Origin of the sequence: Caulobacter sp. SSI4214 (assembly GCF_012184455.1) — a bacterium.
Taxonomy (GTDB): Bacteria; Pseudomonadota; Alphaproteobacteria; order Caulobacterales; family Caulobacteraceae; genus Caulobacter; species Caulobacter vibrioides_E.
The window spans coordinates 1-16,525 of record NZ_SZWJ01000092.1; the positions used below are offsets into that span (position 1 = coordinate 1).

At 65.2% G+C, this 16,525-nt stretch carries 16 protein-coding genes; 13 read left to right on the forward strand and 3 right to left on the reverse strand.

Annotated elements, in window-relative coordinates:
* On the reverse strand, window positions 1-315 hold a 315-nt coding region (locus FCU40_RS19280; RefSeq protein WP_168077148.1), incomplete at its 3' end, for an Ig-like domain-containing protein.
* Window positions 316-447: 132 nt separating this feature from the next.
* On the opposite strand from FCU40_RS19280, the gene FCU40_RS19285 reads away from it, so the two are divergent.
* The 13 genes from FCU40_RS19285 to FCU40_RS19345 all read left to right on the forward strand — a co-directional run bounded on the left by FCU40_RS19285 (window position 448) and on the right by FCU40_RS19345 (window position 15,471).
* Complete coding sequence (locus FCU40_RS19285; protein WP_168077150.1) at window positions 448-2,208, forward strand: RHS repeat protein; 1,761 nt, start codon at window positions 448-450, stop codon at window positions 2,206-2,208.
* A gap of 71 nt (window positions 2,209-2,279) precedes the next feature.
* Window positions 2,280-4,904: an RHS repeat-associated core domain-containing protein gene (locus tag FCU40_RS19290; RefSeq protein ID WP_241693650.1), complete on the forward strand. Its 2,625-nt coding sequence runs from the start codon at window positions 2,280-2,282 to the stop codon at window positions 4,902-4,904.
* 1,036 nt (window positions 4,905-5,940) lie between these two features.
* The gene (locus FCU40_RS19295; RefSeq protein ID WP_168077154.1) at window positions 5,941-6,252 is read left to right on the forward strand and encodes a hypothetical protein; all 312 of its coding nucleotides are present in this window, start codon (window positions 5,941-5,943) and stop codon (window positions 6,250-6,252) included.
* Window positions 6,249-6,830: a hypothetical protein gene (locus FCU40_RS19300; protein WP_168077156.1), complete on the forward strand. Its 582-nt coding sequence runs from the start codon at window positions 6,249-6,251 to the stop codon at window positions 6,828-6,830. The genes FCU40_RS19295 and FCU40_RS19300 overlap by 4 nt, the downstream gene beginning before the upstream one ends.
* Entirely contained in the window at window positions 6,827-7,711 is an 885-nt protein-coding gene (locus FCU40_RS19305) for a hypothetical protein (RefSeq protein ID WP_168077158.1), read from the forward strand. Before FCU40_RS19300 ends, FCU40_RS19305 begins: the two co-directional genes overlap by 4 nt.
* Window positions 7,711-8,220 carry a GspMb/PilO family protein gene (locus FCU40_RS19310; protein WP_168077160.1) on the forward strand — a complete coding sequence of 170 codons (510 nt, stop codon included), beginning with the start codon at window positions 7,711-7,713 and terminating at the stop codon, window positions 8,218-8,220. The genes FCU40_RS19305 and FCU40_RS19310 overlap by 1 nt, the downstream gene beginning before the upstream one ends.
* The gene (locus FCU40_RS19315; RefSeq protein ID WP_168077162.1) at window positions 8,205-8,744 is read left to right on the forward strand and encodes a hypothetical protein; all 540 of its coding nucleotides are present in this window, start codon (window positions 8,205-8,207) and stop codon (window positions 8,742-8,744) included. Before FCU40_RS19310 ends, FCU40_RS19315 begins: the two co-directional genes overlap by 16 nt.
* Window positions 8,745-8,764: 20 nt before the next feature.
* Window positions 8,765-10,705, forward strand: coding sequence for a type II secretion system secretin GspD (gene gspD / locus FCU40_RS19320; RefSeq protein ID WP_168077164.1), 1,941 nt, complete (start codon window positions 8,765-8,767; stop codon window positions 10,703-10,705).
* Window positions 10,692-11,393: a hypothetical protein gene (locus tag FCU40_RS19325; protein ID WP_168077166.1), complete on the forward strand. Its 702-nt coding sequence runs from the start codon at window positions 10,692-10,694 to the stop codon at window positions 11,391-11,393. Before gspD ends, FCU40_RS19325 begins: the two co-directional genes overlap by 14 nt.
* On the forward strand, window positions 11,363-11,848 hold the full coding sequence (gene gspG / locus FCU40_RS19330; RefSeq protein ID WP_168077168.1) for a type II secretion system major pseudopilin GspG: 486 nt from the start codon (window positions 11,363-11,365) through the stop codon (window positions 11,846-11,848). The genes FCU40_RS19325 and gspG overlap by 31 nt, the downstream gene beginning before the upstream one ends.
* Window positions 11,845-12,579 carry an A24 family peptidase gene (locus FCU40_RS19335; protein WP_168077170.1) on the forward strand — a complete coding sequence of 245 codons (735 nt, stop codon included), beginning with the start codon at window positions 11,845-11,847 and terminating at the stop codon, window positions 12,577-12,579. Before gspG ends, FCU40_RS19335 begins: the two co-directional genes overlap by 4 nt.
* Window positions 12,564-14,270 (forward strand): ATPase, T2SS/T4P/T4SS family, encoded by a 1,707-nt coding sequence (locus tag FCU40_RS19340; protein WP_241693652.1) that lies wholly within the window; start codon window positions 12,564-12,566, stop codon window positions 14,268-14,270. The genes FCU40_RS19335 and FCU40_RS19340 overlap by 16 nt, the downstream gene beginning before the upstream one ends.
* On the forward strand, window positions 14,263-15,471 hold the full coding sequence (locus FCU40_RS19345; RefSeq protein WP_168077172.1) for a type II secretion system F family protein: 1,209 nt from the start codon (window positions 14,263-14,265) through the stop codon (window positions 15,469-15,471). Before FCU40_RS19340 ends, FCU40_RS19345 begins: the two co-directional genes overlap by 8 nt.
* On the opposite strand, the gene FCU40_RS19350 is transcribed toward FCU40_RS19345, so the two are convergent.
* Together FCU40_RS19350 and FCU40_RS19355 are read right to left on the reverse strand one after the other, a co-directional pair.
* Window positions 15,468-16,175, reverse strand: coding sequence for a hypothetical protein (locus tag FCU40_RS19350; protein ID WP_206677353.1), 708 nt, complete (start codon window positions 16,173-16,175; stop codon window positions 15,468-15,470). The genes FCU40_RS19345 and FCU40_RS19350 overlap by 4 nt on opposite strands.
* Window positions 16,176-16,283: 108 nt before the next feature.
* On the reverse strand, window positions 16,284-16,525 hold a 242-nt coding region (locus FCU40_RS19355; RefSeq protein WP_206677354.1), incomplete at its 5' end, for a hypothetical protein.

Consider the following 16,525-nt stretch of genomic DNA (forward strand, 5'->3'; position numbering starts at 1 on the left):
AGTCAGGATGATTGGATCGCTATCGGGGTCGGTGTCATTGGACAGCGGGTTGATCGAGGCCGACGCACCCGCCGTCACCGTCAGCGTGTCGGCGTAGGCCACGGGAGGGCGGTTCCCGCCGATCATTACGGTGGTGAGGTGCGTGCGGTTCTGGGCGTTATCGTAGGTGTAGTTCGTTGTCGAACCAGAGCGGGTCACGCCCGTGAGCCGCCCGTGGACATCGTAAGTATAGGTCGTCTGATCTTGCGCTCCCGCCGGGGAGGATAGAGCTAAAATCAGTGCAACAGCACTTGCCGCGTGACCAAAGCGCGCCATGCGAGACCCACCCCTCGACCTGAAATCATGGCGCAGCCTCACATTTTATTTTTTTAAAAGCAACGTTGACTTGCAGGTTCTGGCTCGGCGAAGCTTGGCCCGATTAGCCGCGTTAAGGGGTGAGGGCGATCCATGGTTTTCCGTCTGGGCTGTTTCGCGCGCGGAATTATGGGGCTTGTGCGGAGCCTAGTACTGCCGTTGGCTGTCTGTGCCGGCCTGGGCGAGCTTTCGGCAATGGCGCAGACCGTGCCGCTCACTCCGCCGGACGTGCCCATGAGTAGCCCGACGGGCGTGAGCATGACAGACGCAACCTTCACCTACGCGACCACGGACCTCGTAATCGGGCCGTTGAAGCTTGAGCGCAGTTATTACGGCGGCCCGGAAAACTCTAAGCATTACTTTGGATATAACTGGACCCACAATTACGATATGTGGGCCTTTTCGATGATCAAAGGCATCCAGGGCACCAATCCTCAGCCGATGACGCGCATCGTCATCGGCCGCAAGACCTACATGTTCGACACCCAGGCCAGCGCGACGCCGTTCATGGACGGCTTGCCCCACGGCGGCAGCGACGGCACCCGGGTGGAACTAGAGAATGGGCTCATCCTGTTCACCGATCGGGACGGGACGAAGTATCGCTTCAATTCGGCGACCGATGGACAGGTCACCTCCGTCACCTACCCGAACGGCGTCGTCCTGACTTTCACCTACAATGGGTCATCGCGCCTGAAGATGGTGTCGAGCAACCAGGGTTACGCTCTAGTCTTCGACCTCGATGGGGCAGGAAATGTTACGGCCGCCTGTGGCTTCAATAGGGCCAAGACCTACGTCACCGCCAGCACGACCTGCGCTACGTCCTCGCCCCTGGTGAAGACCAGCTACGGATACACATCAGGCGCGCTGACAAGTGCGACCAGCGTGAACGGCGATGTGGCGTCCTATACCTATAGCCTAGTGTCGCAGCTTCGCTGTCTGACCGATCCTGGCGTTTCGGCCTGCAAGTACACGATCGACTACGTGTCTGGGCAAACGAGTCAGGTCTTGAAGCAAACCCTGCCAGACGGATCGATCTGGCAATTCAGTTGCACCTGCCTCTATGCCCACGGCCAAGCTGAAACGCCCCAGCAAATGGATGGAACGGGTTGGACCGATCCCTCCGGCGCTAGCGTCGCCTTCACGCTTATTGACGGAACCATTACTGATTATACCGATCAGGTTGGAAAGACGCGCCAACTCTACTTCTACAGCGGACAGCTCAGCGGTGTAACACAACCCGAGGGCAATCGCTGGTACGCCAACATCAACGGTCGTGGTATCTTCTCCGGTGATGTTTTCACCGGAACCAAGACCGGCGTAAGCGGCTATCCGAATATCGTGCAGAACGCCAAGACCTTTCCGGCGGGCGATTGCGTCAATCGCATTACTTGTAACCTGCCGCTGACGGTTACCGACGGCAATGGCAACATCACCAACTACACCTACGACCAGACGCATGGCGGCGCTCTAAGCGAGACGAGGCCGGCCCACCAGGTGGATCCCAATACCAGCGTTCAGGCCGTCATTCGTCACACCTACACCATACGCAACGCTTACGTGAGCAATGGCGCCGGCGGCTATAACGCGGAGCCAGGGATCTGGCTGCCAAGCGAAGACCGCACCTGCAAGACGGGCGCGACGGACATTGCCTCCAACAGCTGCGTCAACGGATCATCCGACGAGGTGGTGACCACTTACGAGTACGGGCCCAACTCGGGCCCCAACAATCTCCTGCTGCGTGGCAAGGCCGTGACCGCCGACGGCATCACCCTGCGCACCTGCTACGCCTACGACAGCCAGGGCAACAAGATTTCCGAAACCAACGCCCGCGCCGGCCTGGCGTCGTGCCCCTAACCGCCAAGGTTCAGGAAAGAGAAACGCTCATGTCGATCCGAACCCTCGGCGCGGCCCTGATGGCGACCACGATGCTCATCGCCGTGGCGCCCACCCTGGCCATGGCGCAAGCCTCGCCCAACCCCTACACGACGGGCTATCGCTATGACGCGGCCCAGCGTCTGGTCGGGACGATCACACCTGATCCCGATGACAATGGCCCGCTGCTCTATCGCGCCACGCGCAACACCTATGACAGCGCGGGCCGCCTGACCAAGGTCGAGATCGGCACGCTGTCGGCCTGGCAGTCCGAAACGGTCGCGCCCAAGAATTGGTCCGGCTTCACCGTGCGCAAGCAGACCAGAACCATCTACGACAGCCGCGACCGGAAGACTGCGGAGATCTCCTATGCCAACGGCGTGGCCTACGCTCTGACGCAATATAGCTACAACGAAACGCCGGAGCGCTATGACTGCGTCGCGGTGCGCATGAATTTGACGGCGTTTCAGTCGGATCCGGCCAGTTTCATCATCAGCAATGGCGACGCCTGTTCCACGACCACGGCGGGCGGCGACGGGCCAGATCGCGTCACGCGCACGGACTACTTCGCGGACGGCAAGGTTAAGAAGATTACGTCAGGATACAATGTCCAGCCGATGGTCTTGCGCGAGAACACCTACACCGACAATGGTATTTTAAGCACGGAGAAGGACGGCGAGAATAATCTCACCTATCACAAGTACGACCCATACGATCGACTGCTGAGGACTTATTATCCATCGCAAACCCAGGGCGCGGCCAACTGGAATCCGAACGACTATGAAGAGTACGGCTATGATAACAACAGCAACCAGACCTCTTGGCGGCATCGCGATGGGCTGACCATCACCGCGACCTTCGATGGCGTGAATCAGCAGAAGACTAAGAGCGTGCCGGCCGCCGACACGGCGGCCTCAAGCTACAGCTATTACTACGATAACGCCGGACACATGATTTCGGCGTCCGATGGCGGGCGCACGATAACGCGCGCCTATGATGGTTTCGGGAGGCTCTTGTCCGAGACGGGGCCGATCGGCACGCTCGCTTATCATTACGACAGCGGATCGCGGCGCGACCAGATGACTTGGCCTGACGCCTTCTACGTCTCGTACAAGTACGACAACACCGACGCCCTGACCTATATCTGTCGCGCGGGCGCGGCCTGCGATAGTTCGCCAACGGACAAGGTGGCCGGGTTTGCCTATGACGATCTGGGGCGGCGCACAAGTATCGCGCGCGGATCGACTTCGGCGACGACGTCCTACAGCTACAATTCGCCGAACTTGATGCTATCCAGAATTTCGCAGGTGACGGCGAATACCGGCGACAACGTCAATTACGACTTCACTTACAACGCCGCCGGCCAGGTGAAGACGCGGACGATCAGCAATGGCGCCTATGTCTGGAGCCCGGGAAGCGCACCAGATCGTCCCTATACCATCGATGGCCTGAACCGGATTGTCGATACGGGAACCAAACCCGCGGCCGGAACGACCGCGCCGGGCTACGTGACCTACGGTTATGACGGTCGAGGAAATCTACAGTGTCTCGGTTCGGTCTCCGGTCAGCTGGCCTGTGTGAGTCCAACGACGAAGTACCTTTACGATGGCGAAAATCGGCTGCGGGGCACGGCCGCCGGCGCCAGCCTCCTGTATGATCCGCTCGGGCGGCTCTATCAGGCGACCACCGTGGGCGGTACGGTAACGCGCTATCTCTACGATGGGGCCAATCTGATCGGCGAATATTCTAGCGGATCCAATGTGCCGTTGCGGCGATATGTTTTCGGGACGGGCACCGACGAGCCTCTGGCGCGCTACTCTAGCGGCGGCACCACGCCGGAGTGGTTGTTAGCTGACTATCAGGGTTCGATCATCGCCACACTGAATAGTGCCGGCACTGTCACCAGCAAAAACAGCTATGATGAATATGGCGTGCCTGGTGCAGCCAACAGCGGCCTCTTCCAGTACACGGGACAGGTCTATCTCGCAGACCTTGATCTCTACCATTACAAGGCTCGTGCCTATTCGCCGAGCTTGGGGCGGTTCCTGCAAACCGACCCCATCGGATATAAGGACGGGCTCAACTGGTATGCATATGTCGGCGATGATCCCACAAATAAGACCGACCCTACGGGAAATCAGGTTCTTTTCTCGCCGGCTGGACCGATGGTTGATATGATCCAAGGCGTGTTGCACGGAACAAATTCTACCGCGCAAGTCTCCGTCGCCGGCGACAGTACTCAAGGTTTTGGGGGAACTGTATCTGCAGGTGTTTATGCGGGGCGGGGACCTACGGGCGACTTTCGAGTTGGTACTAGCCTAACGACAGGAGTTCAAACTGGCGTGGATACCTCTGCGTCAGGGGGCGTGACATTGATGGGTGGCGACACTAGCAATGTGAAAGGCTCTTCGCAGCAGATTCAAGGTGGCGTGGGTGTTGCTGGCGCGACTGTTGGTACGACGACACCTTCCTTCAACAGTTCAAAGCTTGGCGTGCCTTTTGCCGGCTTGTCTGTGGGAGCGTCAACAACGCCGGTAACTGTGAGTGCGTCAAAAACCCAGACCATCACTTCGGATGTCAAGGTGCCTATGTCTCCTGCTGCATCCGCAGTTTCCATGGCGGTTCAATTGGCGAAGTCGCTTGGGCGAGATCTTGCTGAGAAGTTCACTGGAAGGTAATGTTCTGAGACGGTATCGAAGGGGCATAAATTGCGTTGGGTCTACGTGTTGATGGCTTTGGCCGGCGTGTTCATGGTCTCTGCGCTTCTGGGTGAAGATGCGCCGCTGTTCGTTCGAGCAGGGCTATTGGCCGTAGGGCTGCTTTTCGGCTTTTCATCGCTCAACGTTAAATGCCCTAGGTGCAAGTTACATATCAGTGGGCATGAAACAGGTCTCTACGTTCCTTGGCAGGTTGACGATAACGGGCCTTGTCCTCGGTGTGGGCGCTCACGTAAAGGTGTATGGCCTTACCAATATTTGATCGCGCCGGAATCCTGAAGGAGCATTCGTGCAGGCCAGTTCGTTGGTGATATTGCGGCCGCTAAGTATAAATGGGAGCGGGTCTGTCATCTGTGGACGGGAGGTTCGTTAATCGCGACAGGGCGCGCGGACCGAATACTGACCGGCTCAGGCGGTGGCCGCCGCCCAAGCGGCGTCAGCCTCGGCGCGGAAGCGCCGAAGATTGGTGCGTCTGATCAGGCGGCGCTGGATGTTGAAGGTGTTGTAGACGGCCGCGTGCGTGGTGAGAAAGCGCCGGGCGGAGGCTGGGCTTTAAACCCCCGAATCTTTCGTTCTCACTGCCGGATCGGCAGATGCGAGTTCTTTTCCCTCGAGTTCTTTTCCCTGTCGTTCTCTCGTATGCCGCCTGAAAGGTGCAGGTTGCTGCGTTCCAGATCCTTCAGCCCCTCGTCTCCGGTGTCGCCGCTGAGGATGGCTCGGGCTGTCTCCGCTTCTCTTGCCAAATTGCGGTCGCCCCAAACAGGCTCTGAAGCATCGCTCCTAAAATTTCAGGGTGCGAGGCGCAACCTTTCATTGAATTCCATCTGGTCGCTGAGCTATATGGTTTGAGCGCCCCCGAGGGGCGTTTCCGGGGGGTATTGTGCGGCTGGCATCCAAGAGGCTGGGCTCCGGCGCGAGGAAAAGGCGCACGGGCGCTGCTAAGCGGGCAGACCTCCAAGACGATGGCTACGCCGCTGTAGACGCTCTCGTCGCCCTGATGATCCTTGCCGCCACCCTGGTTTGCTCGGTTTCCGCCACCCACGGAAGCCGTCTGGCGTCGGACGCCGCCCTGGAGCTACGGCGCGCCAACGAGTTGGGCGGCTATCTCGTCGAAACCGCGCCCATTTCGCCAGGAAAGACCTCGGGCCAAACCCAAGGCTTCGCCTGGACCCTGCAGGTGATGGACCCCGTCAACGCCTTCGGCCCTGGCGCCATCTGCGAGCGGAAGATTGTGCTGACCGGTCTGCGCGACCAACGCCAGTTCACCGTCCGCGCCAACGCTGTTTGCCCCGCCGCAAAGCCCGCATGAAAACCAACGACGGCTACACAGCCGCCGAGGCGCTGGCGGCGCTGGCGATCCTGGGGCTGGCCATGGCCGGCCTGACGACCAGCATGGGCCTGATTGGTATGGGTCAGAAGAAGGCCCACGCCCAACTTGAACAAGCCGTCGCCGAGCGAGCGATCAACCAGCGCCTGGAAGGTCTCCTGGCGCTCGACGCCCCCTTCCGATCCGACCAGGCCAATCATCTGGTCGGGGATAGCCAATCCTTCGAACTCGACTGCGGCGGACCTTCGCGATGCACGGCGCGTATCGAGGATGGGCAACTGCGGATCCGAGATGGCCAGGGCCTCGAGACCACCTTGAAGCTGCCAGACGGCCCAGCGCCGCGTTTCGTGTACATCGGGTCTTACAACAGCGGCGGCGCCTGGCCGCCCGCGCCCCTGCCACCCCCGGCGCCGTCGTGGCAGGGCCTGAAGGCGGTTGCCATTCAAGCCGGTAGCGATACGGTGCAGTTACCACTTGCGGTGGCGCGCGTCTGGCGCCAACAGCGGGTGGACTGTGAGTACGATGTCGTGATCCAAGATTGCCGGGGCGCCGGCTCATGATCCCTGCTGGAAGCCTGCGCCTGGCGGACGAGCCTGAACAGGGCGCTTCGCCAGCCGCCGAACCGTCCGTGGCTGACTCGCCCCAGGCAAAGGCGCCGCCCAAGGTCTTCGTGCGCACGCTGCTGGCGCCGCCCGGCTGGCCTTGGGAACAGGCCCGCACGGCCGAGCTCGACGCGCGCCTCAGCTCGCCGCTGCCGGCCGGCGACGTCGTCTATCAGTTGCGCCGTCTGGAAAGCTGGCGTCCCGGCGCGCCGGCCCGCTTCGCCGCCTTCTACGTCATGGCCCGCGATGTCGACGGCCACCTGGAAACCCGCGCTCAGGTCGACGGGCGCGACGTGCGGGTGGTCTTCGAATCCGGTGACGTCGCCATCGCCCGCGCCCGTCGGCTGGGGGCGATCGGATTGGGCGCTGGCGTCGTCGTGTTCGCCGCGGTGCTGGTCGTGGGCCTGGCGATCGGCCGCCGCGCCGAGCTGGACGGCAAGCTCGTGGCGATCGAGCAGCAGGCCGATGTCAAGCTGCGCGGGGCCTCGGCCAAGGCGCGCCTGAAGGCTCAGGACCAAGCCCTGCAAACTCGCACCGATAAGGGCCAGAGCCTCTCCGACCTTCTGGCGGACCTGGCCTGGATCAGCAGCGCCAAGGCCGGCGACGCGCAGATCCAAGGCGTCCATTGGGACCATGACCTGCTGGCCGTCGAAGCGGCCGGCGCCAAACCGCCTCTGGTCGTCTTCGGGGATCGCAAGTTGCGTCGCTCGATCAAACCGATCCGTCCCGGGGTCTTCCTGTGGGCCGTCGAGCGCCAGACCCTGCGAACGCCAGTGGCCGAACCAGTCGTCGCCACGCCGATCGCGGCCAGACCCTTGTCAGAGCGGGGTGGTCGCTGATGGATCGTCCCCTGGGCCCGATCTGGTTGGCCGGCTGCCTGTCGCTCGCCGTCGCCGTGGCGGCGCTGACCCTAACCGCCTTGAAGCTGATCGCCACGCCGCCGGGTTATGCCGACCGGCTGGCGGCCGCCCAGCAGCAGGTCACACGCGCCGAACGCCTGGCGGCTATGCCGGGCGAGGCCGCCGCCTATCCCAAGGGCGCGGTGTGCGATGGTCTGGACGCCGCCGCGTTCGGCAAGGCGCGCCAGGCGATCGAGGACGCCGCGAGCGCCGAGGGCCTCACCGGCGCTCAAGTCGCTTGGGGCTCGCCGCTCGACGGCGGCGGCAGGATCGCGCCCTTGCCGCTGTCGCTGCAGGTCGAGGGGCCTTACGAAAAGGTCGTGGCTTTTACCGACCGCCTAGGTCGCGGCGCGCCGAGCGTCTTCGTAGATACCGCCGATCTTGCCCCATCCGGCGCGGGCGTGCGGCTTTCGCTTTCCGGAAAGGTGTTCTGTTGGACGCGCGGTTGATCGCCATGGGCGCGGCGGGCGCCGCGGGGCTCGTGCTCGGCGGCGCGGTCTGGGCGCTGTCGGGCGGCCACGCCCAGGGCGAGGCGCTGGACCAGTTGGACACGCGCCTGTCGGCGATTTCGACCCGGTCCCGCCCGCGGCTGGACCGGCCCAGCGATGCTCTGGCTCAGATCAAGGGGCGGCCGCTGTTCGCCTCGACGGGAATCCCCGCGACCACCCCCGAAAGCGATGTCTCCGTCCAATTGGTGGGTTTGGCGCGCACGCCCGCGCGCACGGCGGCGTTGCTGGCGATCGGCGGGGCGCCGGCCGAGTGGCTGACGCTCGGCGAGACCCGCGGCGGCGTTACCCTGCGCGCCGTGACGGGCTCGGGCGCGACGGTGGCGACCCTCTTTGGCGATCGCGAGCTGATGCTCGGTGTCGGTGGGCCATCCCCCGTCGGCGTCGCTCAAGGCAATCCCGGCGGACCGCCGGCTGGCTTCAGATCTCCCCCGCCGCCCGCCAGCGCGCCGGGCATGACCCCATGAAGGTTCGCGTGACGCGCCCCATGTTGACTGAGTTCTCCTCGCGCGCCCGCCGTCTGGCCGTTGGCGGCGCCGTCGTCCTGGGCTTGGGCTTTTGGCAAGCGCCGCCGGCGGCCGCCCAGGTCGCCCCCGCGCGCGCCGAAAGCGCGGCCTCCTATACTTTCGCCTTCCAGGATGCCGATGTCGGCCAGGCTGCCCGCGAGGTGTTCGGCGCGATTGGCGTGCCCTACGTCATCGACCCCTCGGTCACCGGCAAGATCTCGTTCCGGATCGAGCAGCGGCTGACCAAGGCCCAGCTTCTGCAAGCTTTCGAGGCGGCGCTGGCCGCCAACGACATCGCGCTGGTGCGCGACGGCGAGAGCCTGCTCGTCACGGCCAAAACCAAGGCTAAGTCGGCCGCCGCCGTGCGGGCGATCGGCGATGGCCCGCGCGGTCTTGGCTATGAGGTCGTGGCGATTCCGCTATCGTTCGCAGCGCCAAGCGAGGTCGCCAAGGCGCTGGACGCCATCTCGGGCAAGGGGCTAGTGCTCCATTCCGACGATCACCTGGGCCTGATTGTCCTGGGCGGCGGCGGCCAGGAGCTGAAGTCGGCGCTCGACACCCTGCAATTGCTCGATCAGAGCGGTCTGCAGAACGCCCGTCTGCGCTGGTTTGATCTGACCAATGCTTCGGCCGCGACGGTGGCCGCGGAGCTGACAGGCATGATCAAGGGGGCCGGAATTTCCGGGCTCAGCGTCCTGCCGCTCAAGCGCCTGAACGGCATCCTCCTGTTTGGTCGGACCGAAAAGGCGCTAAACGATATCACCCCCTGGGTCTATCGCCTCGACGCCCAGACCCGCGACACCGCCAGCGCCCTTTGGGTCTACCACCCGCGCAACACCTCGGCAGAGGCCATCGGCAAGACACTCAACAGCCTTCTGAGCGCCCAGACCAGCTTTGATCGGCCGACCACCACGACGACCGTCAGCCAGGCGCCCCAGGCCACGACGACCGATGTCTCGATAACGAGCGGGGCGACAAGTTCGACTTTGGCCAATGGACCGGTCTCGACCGCGACGGGAGACGAGGGCGCGCGCGCCGCCGTCGACAAGGACACCAACACCCTGATCGTCTCTGCGCCGGCCTGGCGCTGGATGCAGATCCAAAAGATCCTCGCCGAGCTCGACAAGCCCCAGGCCCAGGTGTTGATCGAGGCCTCGATCCTCGAGGTGACCCTGGGCGACAATTTCAAGTTTGGGGTGGACTGGAACGTCTTTAGCAGCGGTCACCATCTGCAAGTGACCAATACCGCCGGCAAGACAGGCACGATCAGCCCGACCTATCCGGGCTTTTCGATCACGGTGCTGGACGGCGACGTCCAGGCGGCGATCAACGCCTTGGGCGCGCGCACCGGGGTCGAGGTGGTGTCCGCCCCCAAGATACTGACGCTCGACAACAAGACCGCGCGGCTGCAGGTCGGCGATCAGGTTCCCGTCGTCACCCAGACCTCGCAAGGCACTCAGACGGCCAACGCGCCGGTCATCAACAACATCGACTATCGCAACAGCGGCGTGATCCTCAATGTGACGCCGCGGATCAGCGGCGATAACCGCATCATCCTGGAGGTGTCGCAGGAAGTCAGTTCGGTGATCCAGACCAAGTCGTCGGGCATCGACTCGCCCACGATCCAGCAGCGTAAGTTCGAGAGCACGCTTACGCTTCGCGACGGGGCCGTGGTGGCGTTGGGCGGTTTGATCAGCCGCTCGCGCAATGACGGCAACACCGGCATTCCAGGGCTAAAGAACATCCCCGCCCTTGGCGCCCTTTTCAAGACCCAGACCAAGGACCTGGCGCGCACCGAGCTGATCGTGCTCTTGCGCGCGCGGGTGATGACCGAAGCCGACCAGGCCGACACCACCATGCGCGACCTCTTTAGCGACATGCGCGAGCTCAAGGCCCGAGGACTCCTCGATGGCAAGTTCTGACGATGGCTACGCCACGCCCGCGGCGGCGGTGATCGCCATGGCGATCGCTGTCGTCACCATCGCCTATGTCTCGCGCTCGACGACGGAGCTGCGGCTGGCGCGCGCTGATTTCAAGAAGACCCAGGCGCAATATCTGCTGGCGGGAGCCCACAATGTGGCCCTGTTGGCGATCGCCACCAGCAGCAAGCCGCCGCCCTATCGCTGGACCGTGCCGGCGCTTGGCAAGGCGTTCCAGGTCGTGGCCGAGCCTGAGCGTCCTAAGCTTAGCCTACAGGCGGCGGCCGATCTCGACGACGCGGTTCTGGATCGCCTGGGCGTCAAAGATCATGAAGCGACGCGGGCCCGGCTGGCCAATCCGCCTTCCGTCGAGGGGCTGCCGTGGGCGGCCGACGCGGCGACGTCGACGGGCTGGCGCGCTTGCGCCGACGCGCTGATCTCGTTCTATGGCGCGGCCGCCGCACCGCCCGTTCTGAGCTATGTCGAGCCCGAGGCGGGCAAGGACGACAGCAAGTGGCGCGCCGGCGAGGTGTGGCGGATCGCTGTCACCGACGAGGACGGCTGGCGCGACGAGCGTATCGTGCGCTTCACCGGAAATGGTCTCAATCCCGCCGCGGTCATCTCGCGGCGCCTGTCTCGCGGATGGAAGGATAATCTGGCATGCGAAACCTTGCTCGCCGACGCCGGCTGAAGGCCGACGACGGCTACACGCTCACCGAAATGCTGGTCGTGGTCGGCGTCATCGCCCTGATCGCGGCCGTGCTGGTTCCAACCCTGATGGGCCAGATGCAGCGCGCCCGGGCCAAGGCCGCCAAGGTGCAGCTCGACAATGTCGCCTCGGCCGTCGAGATGTTCCGCTCCGACACGGGGCATTATCCGACGACGGCCGAAGGCGGGCTCAAGGCGCTGCTGAACAACGGCGCCACCATCGAAGGCTGGACCGGGCCTTACCTTAAGGACGGCAAGACCCTGACCGATCCCTGGAACCGCGACATCGCCTACAATCTCGCCACCGACGGCCAGAGCTTCACGGTCCAGAGCCTGGGCGCCGATGGCAAGGTCGGCGGGGTGGGACCCAATCTTGACCTCACCGCGCCGGCCGACGCCACCGCGGCCTCGACCAGCACGGCCCCGAGCGGGACGTGATCTTGACGCTGGCGGTCGTTGTCGGCGTGCTGCTTGGCGGCGTCGTCGCGAGCTATGCGACGACTTGGGCCTTGCGCGCGACCGACGACGGCGCGCCGTCGGGGCCACGCTCTCGGTGCGATGGCTGTCAGCACCCTCTGACGTGGTCGCAGACCTTGCCGGTGGTGTCCTATGTCGTGGCGCGAGGCCGGTGCGCGCATTGCGCGGCCGCGATCTCCCCCTACCATCCGATTGGCGAGGCGTTGGGCATGGTCTTGGGCGCGATGATCGCTCTGGCCGCGCCAGACGGTCGGGCCTTGCCCTTGGCGGTGATCGCCGCGAGCCTGCTGGCCGCCTCGGTTTATGACGCGCGAACCTGGGCCTTGCCGCGCGCGACGACCGGGCTGGCGGCGGGCGCGGCGTTCGCGCTCGCCGCTTGGCATGGACGCGACAGCCTCATCGTCGGGCTGATCGCGGCGGCGGCGACCTTCGCCGTGACCAAGACCCTCGCGGTCCTCTATCAGCGTCGCAATGGTCGCGTGGGCTTTGGCGACGGTGATGTCCTTTTGTTGTCGGCGCTGGCGATCTGGCTGGGCGCGGCGACCCCGTGGATGGTGTTGGTCGCCTGCGGGCTGGGCCTGATCTTCGCGCTGGTGGGACGGAGACGTCGATTTCCGTTTGGACCGATGATCGCGCTCTCGGGCGTTTCGATCGGACTTTTGTTGGAGGCGGGCATTTGGCCGCGACCGTAGTCACCGCTCAGGTCTTCGAGCCGCTGCTGCGCCAGCGTGGCGCGGTGCTCGAGGCGCTGCGCGAGCGCAAGCTGGTCGATGAGGCCGCCATAGCCCGCGCCGAGATGGTCGCAACGCGCACGGGCCAGCCGGTTGAGCTGGTGCTGAACCAGCTAGGGGCCTTGCCCGACGACGACCTCGTTGCGGTCTATGCCGATGTCGCCGGCTGCCCGATTTGGGACCCGGAGAAAACCCCATTCATCGCCGATCTCAGCGAACTGGGAATCTCCGCCGAGTATCTCCGGCGCGTTCGGCTGCTGCCGCTGCGCTCGCCAAATGCTTCGCTGTTGATCGCCGCGGGCGATCCGCTCGATGACGAGGCGCTGTCGGGCCTGGTGTTCGCCACGGGCAAGACCGTGTCGATCCAGGTGGCTCGCCCCAGCGATCTGCGTCGAGGCTTCGACCTGGCGTTCGGACCGTTGGAAACCGCGCCGGTGGTCGCCGATCAGCGCCGTCTCGACCGCGAGGTCGATCTGATCTCCGACAACGCCGTCGAAGGCGGCGGGGCGCGCCTTGTCCAGAGCGTCTTCGAGGCGGCGATCGCCGTCGGAGCCTCCGACATTCACTTCGAGCCGCGCCGCCATGACCTGCGCATCCGTCTACGGGTCGACGGCCGCCTGCTGGATCATCAGGTGGTCTCGGCCGACCTTGCCGCGCCGGCCGTTTCCCGCGTCAAGGTCATCGCCAACCTGAACCTGGGCGAGCGGCGCCTGCCGCAGGATGGCCGCACCACCTTCATCGTTCAGGGCAAGCAGGTCGATGTGCGGGTGGCCACCTCGCCGACGGTGTTCGGCGAAAGCGCGGTGCTGCGGATCCTCGATCGTTCCACCGTGCCGCTCAACCTCGACGCCATGGGCCTGAGCGAACACCTTACCAACTGCCTGCGTCAGGCCGCGCGCTCGCCGCACGGCATCTTCCTGGTCACTGGACCGACGGGCAGCGGCAAGACCACGACGCTCTATGGCCTGCTGCAGACCTTCGCCAAGTCCGACCGCAAGGTGCTCAGCGTCGAGGACCCGGTCGAGTATCACTTCGAGCACGTCACCCAAACCCAGGTCGCTCCGGGCCTGGGCCTAACCTTCGCCGCGGCTCTGCGCTCGTTCCTGCGCCAGGACCCCGACGTCATTCTGGTCGGCGAAATCCGCGATCCCGAAACGGCCGCCGTCGCCATCCAGGCGGCCATGACCGGCCACTTCGTGTTGGCCTCGGTCCACGCCAATGACGCTCTGTCGGTCTTGCCGCGCTTGCAGGACATGGGCGTGGAGCCCTACCAGTTGGCGGCTGGTTTTCGGGGGGTGGTCGCCCAGCGCCTGGTCCGCAGGCTGTGCGTCCATTGCCGGCGCGAGGAGCCGACCAGTCAGGCCGTACGCCTGGCTTGCGAGGCCGCCGGCTATCCGGCGCCGATCCGCACCTATGCCGAGATCGGCTGCGAACACTGTAAGGGCGTCGGCTTTAGGGGCCGAATCCCCATCGGCGAAGGTTTCCTGGCTAGCGAGCATCTTTTGCGGGCGGTCGCCGAACACCGCGCCCTGGCCGAGGTCGGCCAGATCGCGCGGGGGGACGGTCTGACCAGCATGATGGCCGATGGCCTCGACAAGATCGCTCAGGGCCTGACGACCTTCGACGAAGTGGTGGCGGCCGTGCATGGTTGACGAGGCCGGCTTTCGGTATGTGGCGGTCTCCAGCCAGGGCCGCCGGGTGCGGGGCGTCGTCACCGCGCGCGACGAGGCTCGCGCCTTCGAGCGGCTGCGCCAGCAAGGCTTGGCGCCGTTGTCGATCCGGCGCGAGCGCGGCGATCCGCGCAAGGTCAAGGGCGCGCCGCTGAAGGACCGCGAGGTCGCCGAAATCGTCGGCAATCTCGCGGACCTCTTGAAAGCCGGGGCGGACATGCGCACGGCGCTGGCGATCCTGGGGGCGCGGTCGACGCGGCCCGCGACGGCCGCGCTGTGCCGCAACCTCGCCGGCGAGATCGGCGGCGGCGAGGCGTTGGACGCGGCGTTCACGCGCAATGTCGGCAAGCGTGGCGCTCTGGTCGGGGCGCTGGTGGCGGCGGGCGAGGCGGCCGGCGATCTTTCTGGCGGGCTTTCGCGGGCCGCCGACTTGATCCAGGCCAAGCTGAAGCTGCAGGAGAAGTTGGTCTCGATCCTGGCCTATCCGGCCTTCGTGCTCGTCAGCACGGTGGCGGCGGTGATCATCCTGCTGCTCTTCGTCATTCCCACGCTGGCGCCGCTGACCGCCGACATGGGCGCCGAGCCGCCCTTGGCGCTGTCGATCATGATCGCGCTCAGCAACGCCCTGCGCGAAAACCTCGCGCTGATCGGCGCGGGCCTGGGTCTCTTGGCGGCGGCGGGTCTGCTGGCGGCCCGGGCGGGCGTTCTGCAGGCGGTCATCGACCGCCTGCTGCTAGAAGGGCCAGCGCGCCGGACGACGACCAGCTTGGTGTTCGGCGGCTTCTCGATCGCCATCGGCGGCATGCTGACGGCCGGCGCGCCGATGAGCGAGACCTTGCGCTTGGCGATCCGTGCGGTGGGGTCGCCTCTGGCCCGCAAGCGGCTCGAGCCGGTGCTGCACCAGGTGCGCCAGGGCGAGTCGCTCTCGGCCTCCCTGGAGCGGGTGCGGGGCTTTCCGGGCGCGATCTCCCGGCTGGCGGCCGTTGGCGAGGCGACGGGGGCGCTTGGGCCGATGCTCACCCGGGCTGGGCGCCTGGAAGAGGAAGCCGCCATTCGCCGGATCGAACAGGTCGGCCAGATTCTCGGCCCGGCGCTGATCGTCGGCCTTGGCGGTCTGGTGGGCATGATCATGGCCAGCCTGCTGTCTGGGGTCAGCCAGCTGGGTGGATCGGCGCTCGGCTAGCCGACATTGATCTCGTAGGAGCGTGGCGGTCCCGGCGTGGCGGCGTCGGCGAAGGGCGCGCAACGTTCGACGGCCGCTATGGTCTTGGCGACCTTATCGCTTCCGGCGCTTGGGCCCAAAGGGCGGGGACGGGCGACCAGATAGCCTTCCGAATTGATGATCACCAGCAGTCGCGCCGACTTGCTCCCTTGGGCGCAGCGTTGCGCCTTGGCTTGCAGGCGCAGGGCCTTGGCCGGGTCATCGCCGCGATAGGACACCGACGCGCGCGCGAACGGGTCATCGTCCGAGCCGACGGACTGGGAGGGCGCGGGCGCATTGGCGCCGCCGCCTTGGGCGGGCTTGGCGTCGGCGGGGCCAAAGAGATCCGAGAGTCGCGTGGTCGATGAAGGCGTCGTCGTGGGTTCGGAGGCCACGGTCGGACCAAAATCCGACAGGCGCTGTTGCAGGCTAGCAAGGTCCTGTTGGGGGCGGGGCGTCGCGGCGGCCGAAGCCGGCGCGCCAGCGACAAGGGTCACGCTGACCGATTGGCCGAAACTCCCGCCGATCGGTTTGGGCGCCTGAGGCAAGGCCAGGACCAGGAGCGTGAACGGAAGCAGGTGAAGGGCCACGGCCGCCAAAAGGCGAATGCTCCGCCGCCGCCAGCGCGCCGTCCAAGGGGCGCTCTGCCAAGCGGCGGAAAGCATCAAGTCGGGATCCGCGGACATGATCGACCCTAGATAGACCTGATTGGCGCGCGCGGCGAGTGACAACCAATATGGGAGCGAAGGCCATGCCGAACTTCCCCCGGCCATCGCTGCTAAATCGCCAGCCCGCTAGGCCGGGCAATCGACGGTTCCTGGGTTTTCACCGGCGATGAGGGCTTTAGCGGCGGCGTTGAACATGGGGTTTTTGCCGGTGCGCCAGCCCTGATTGTAGGTGATGCGCGAGGCGTCGAGCCATTCTGGGCGGCGGGCGCTGACGGGACAGGATTTGCCGACGTCGAGCATTGGCGCGTTGGGCAAGCCCTGAGCGTACTGGACGTGGATCTCGCGGCGGATGCCGGAGGGCCTGGAGA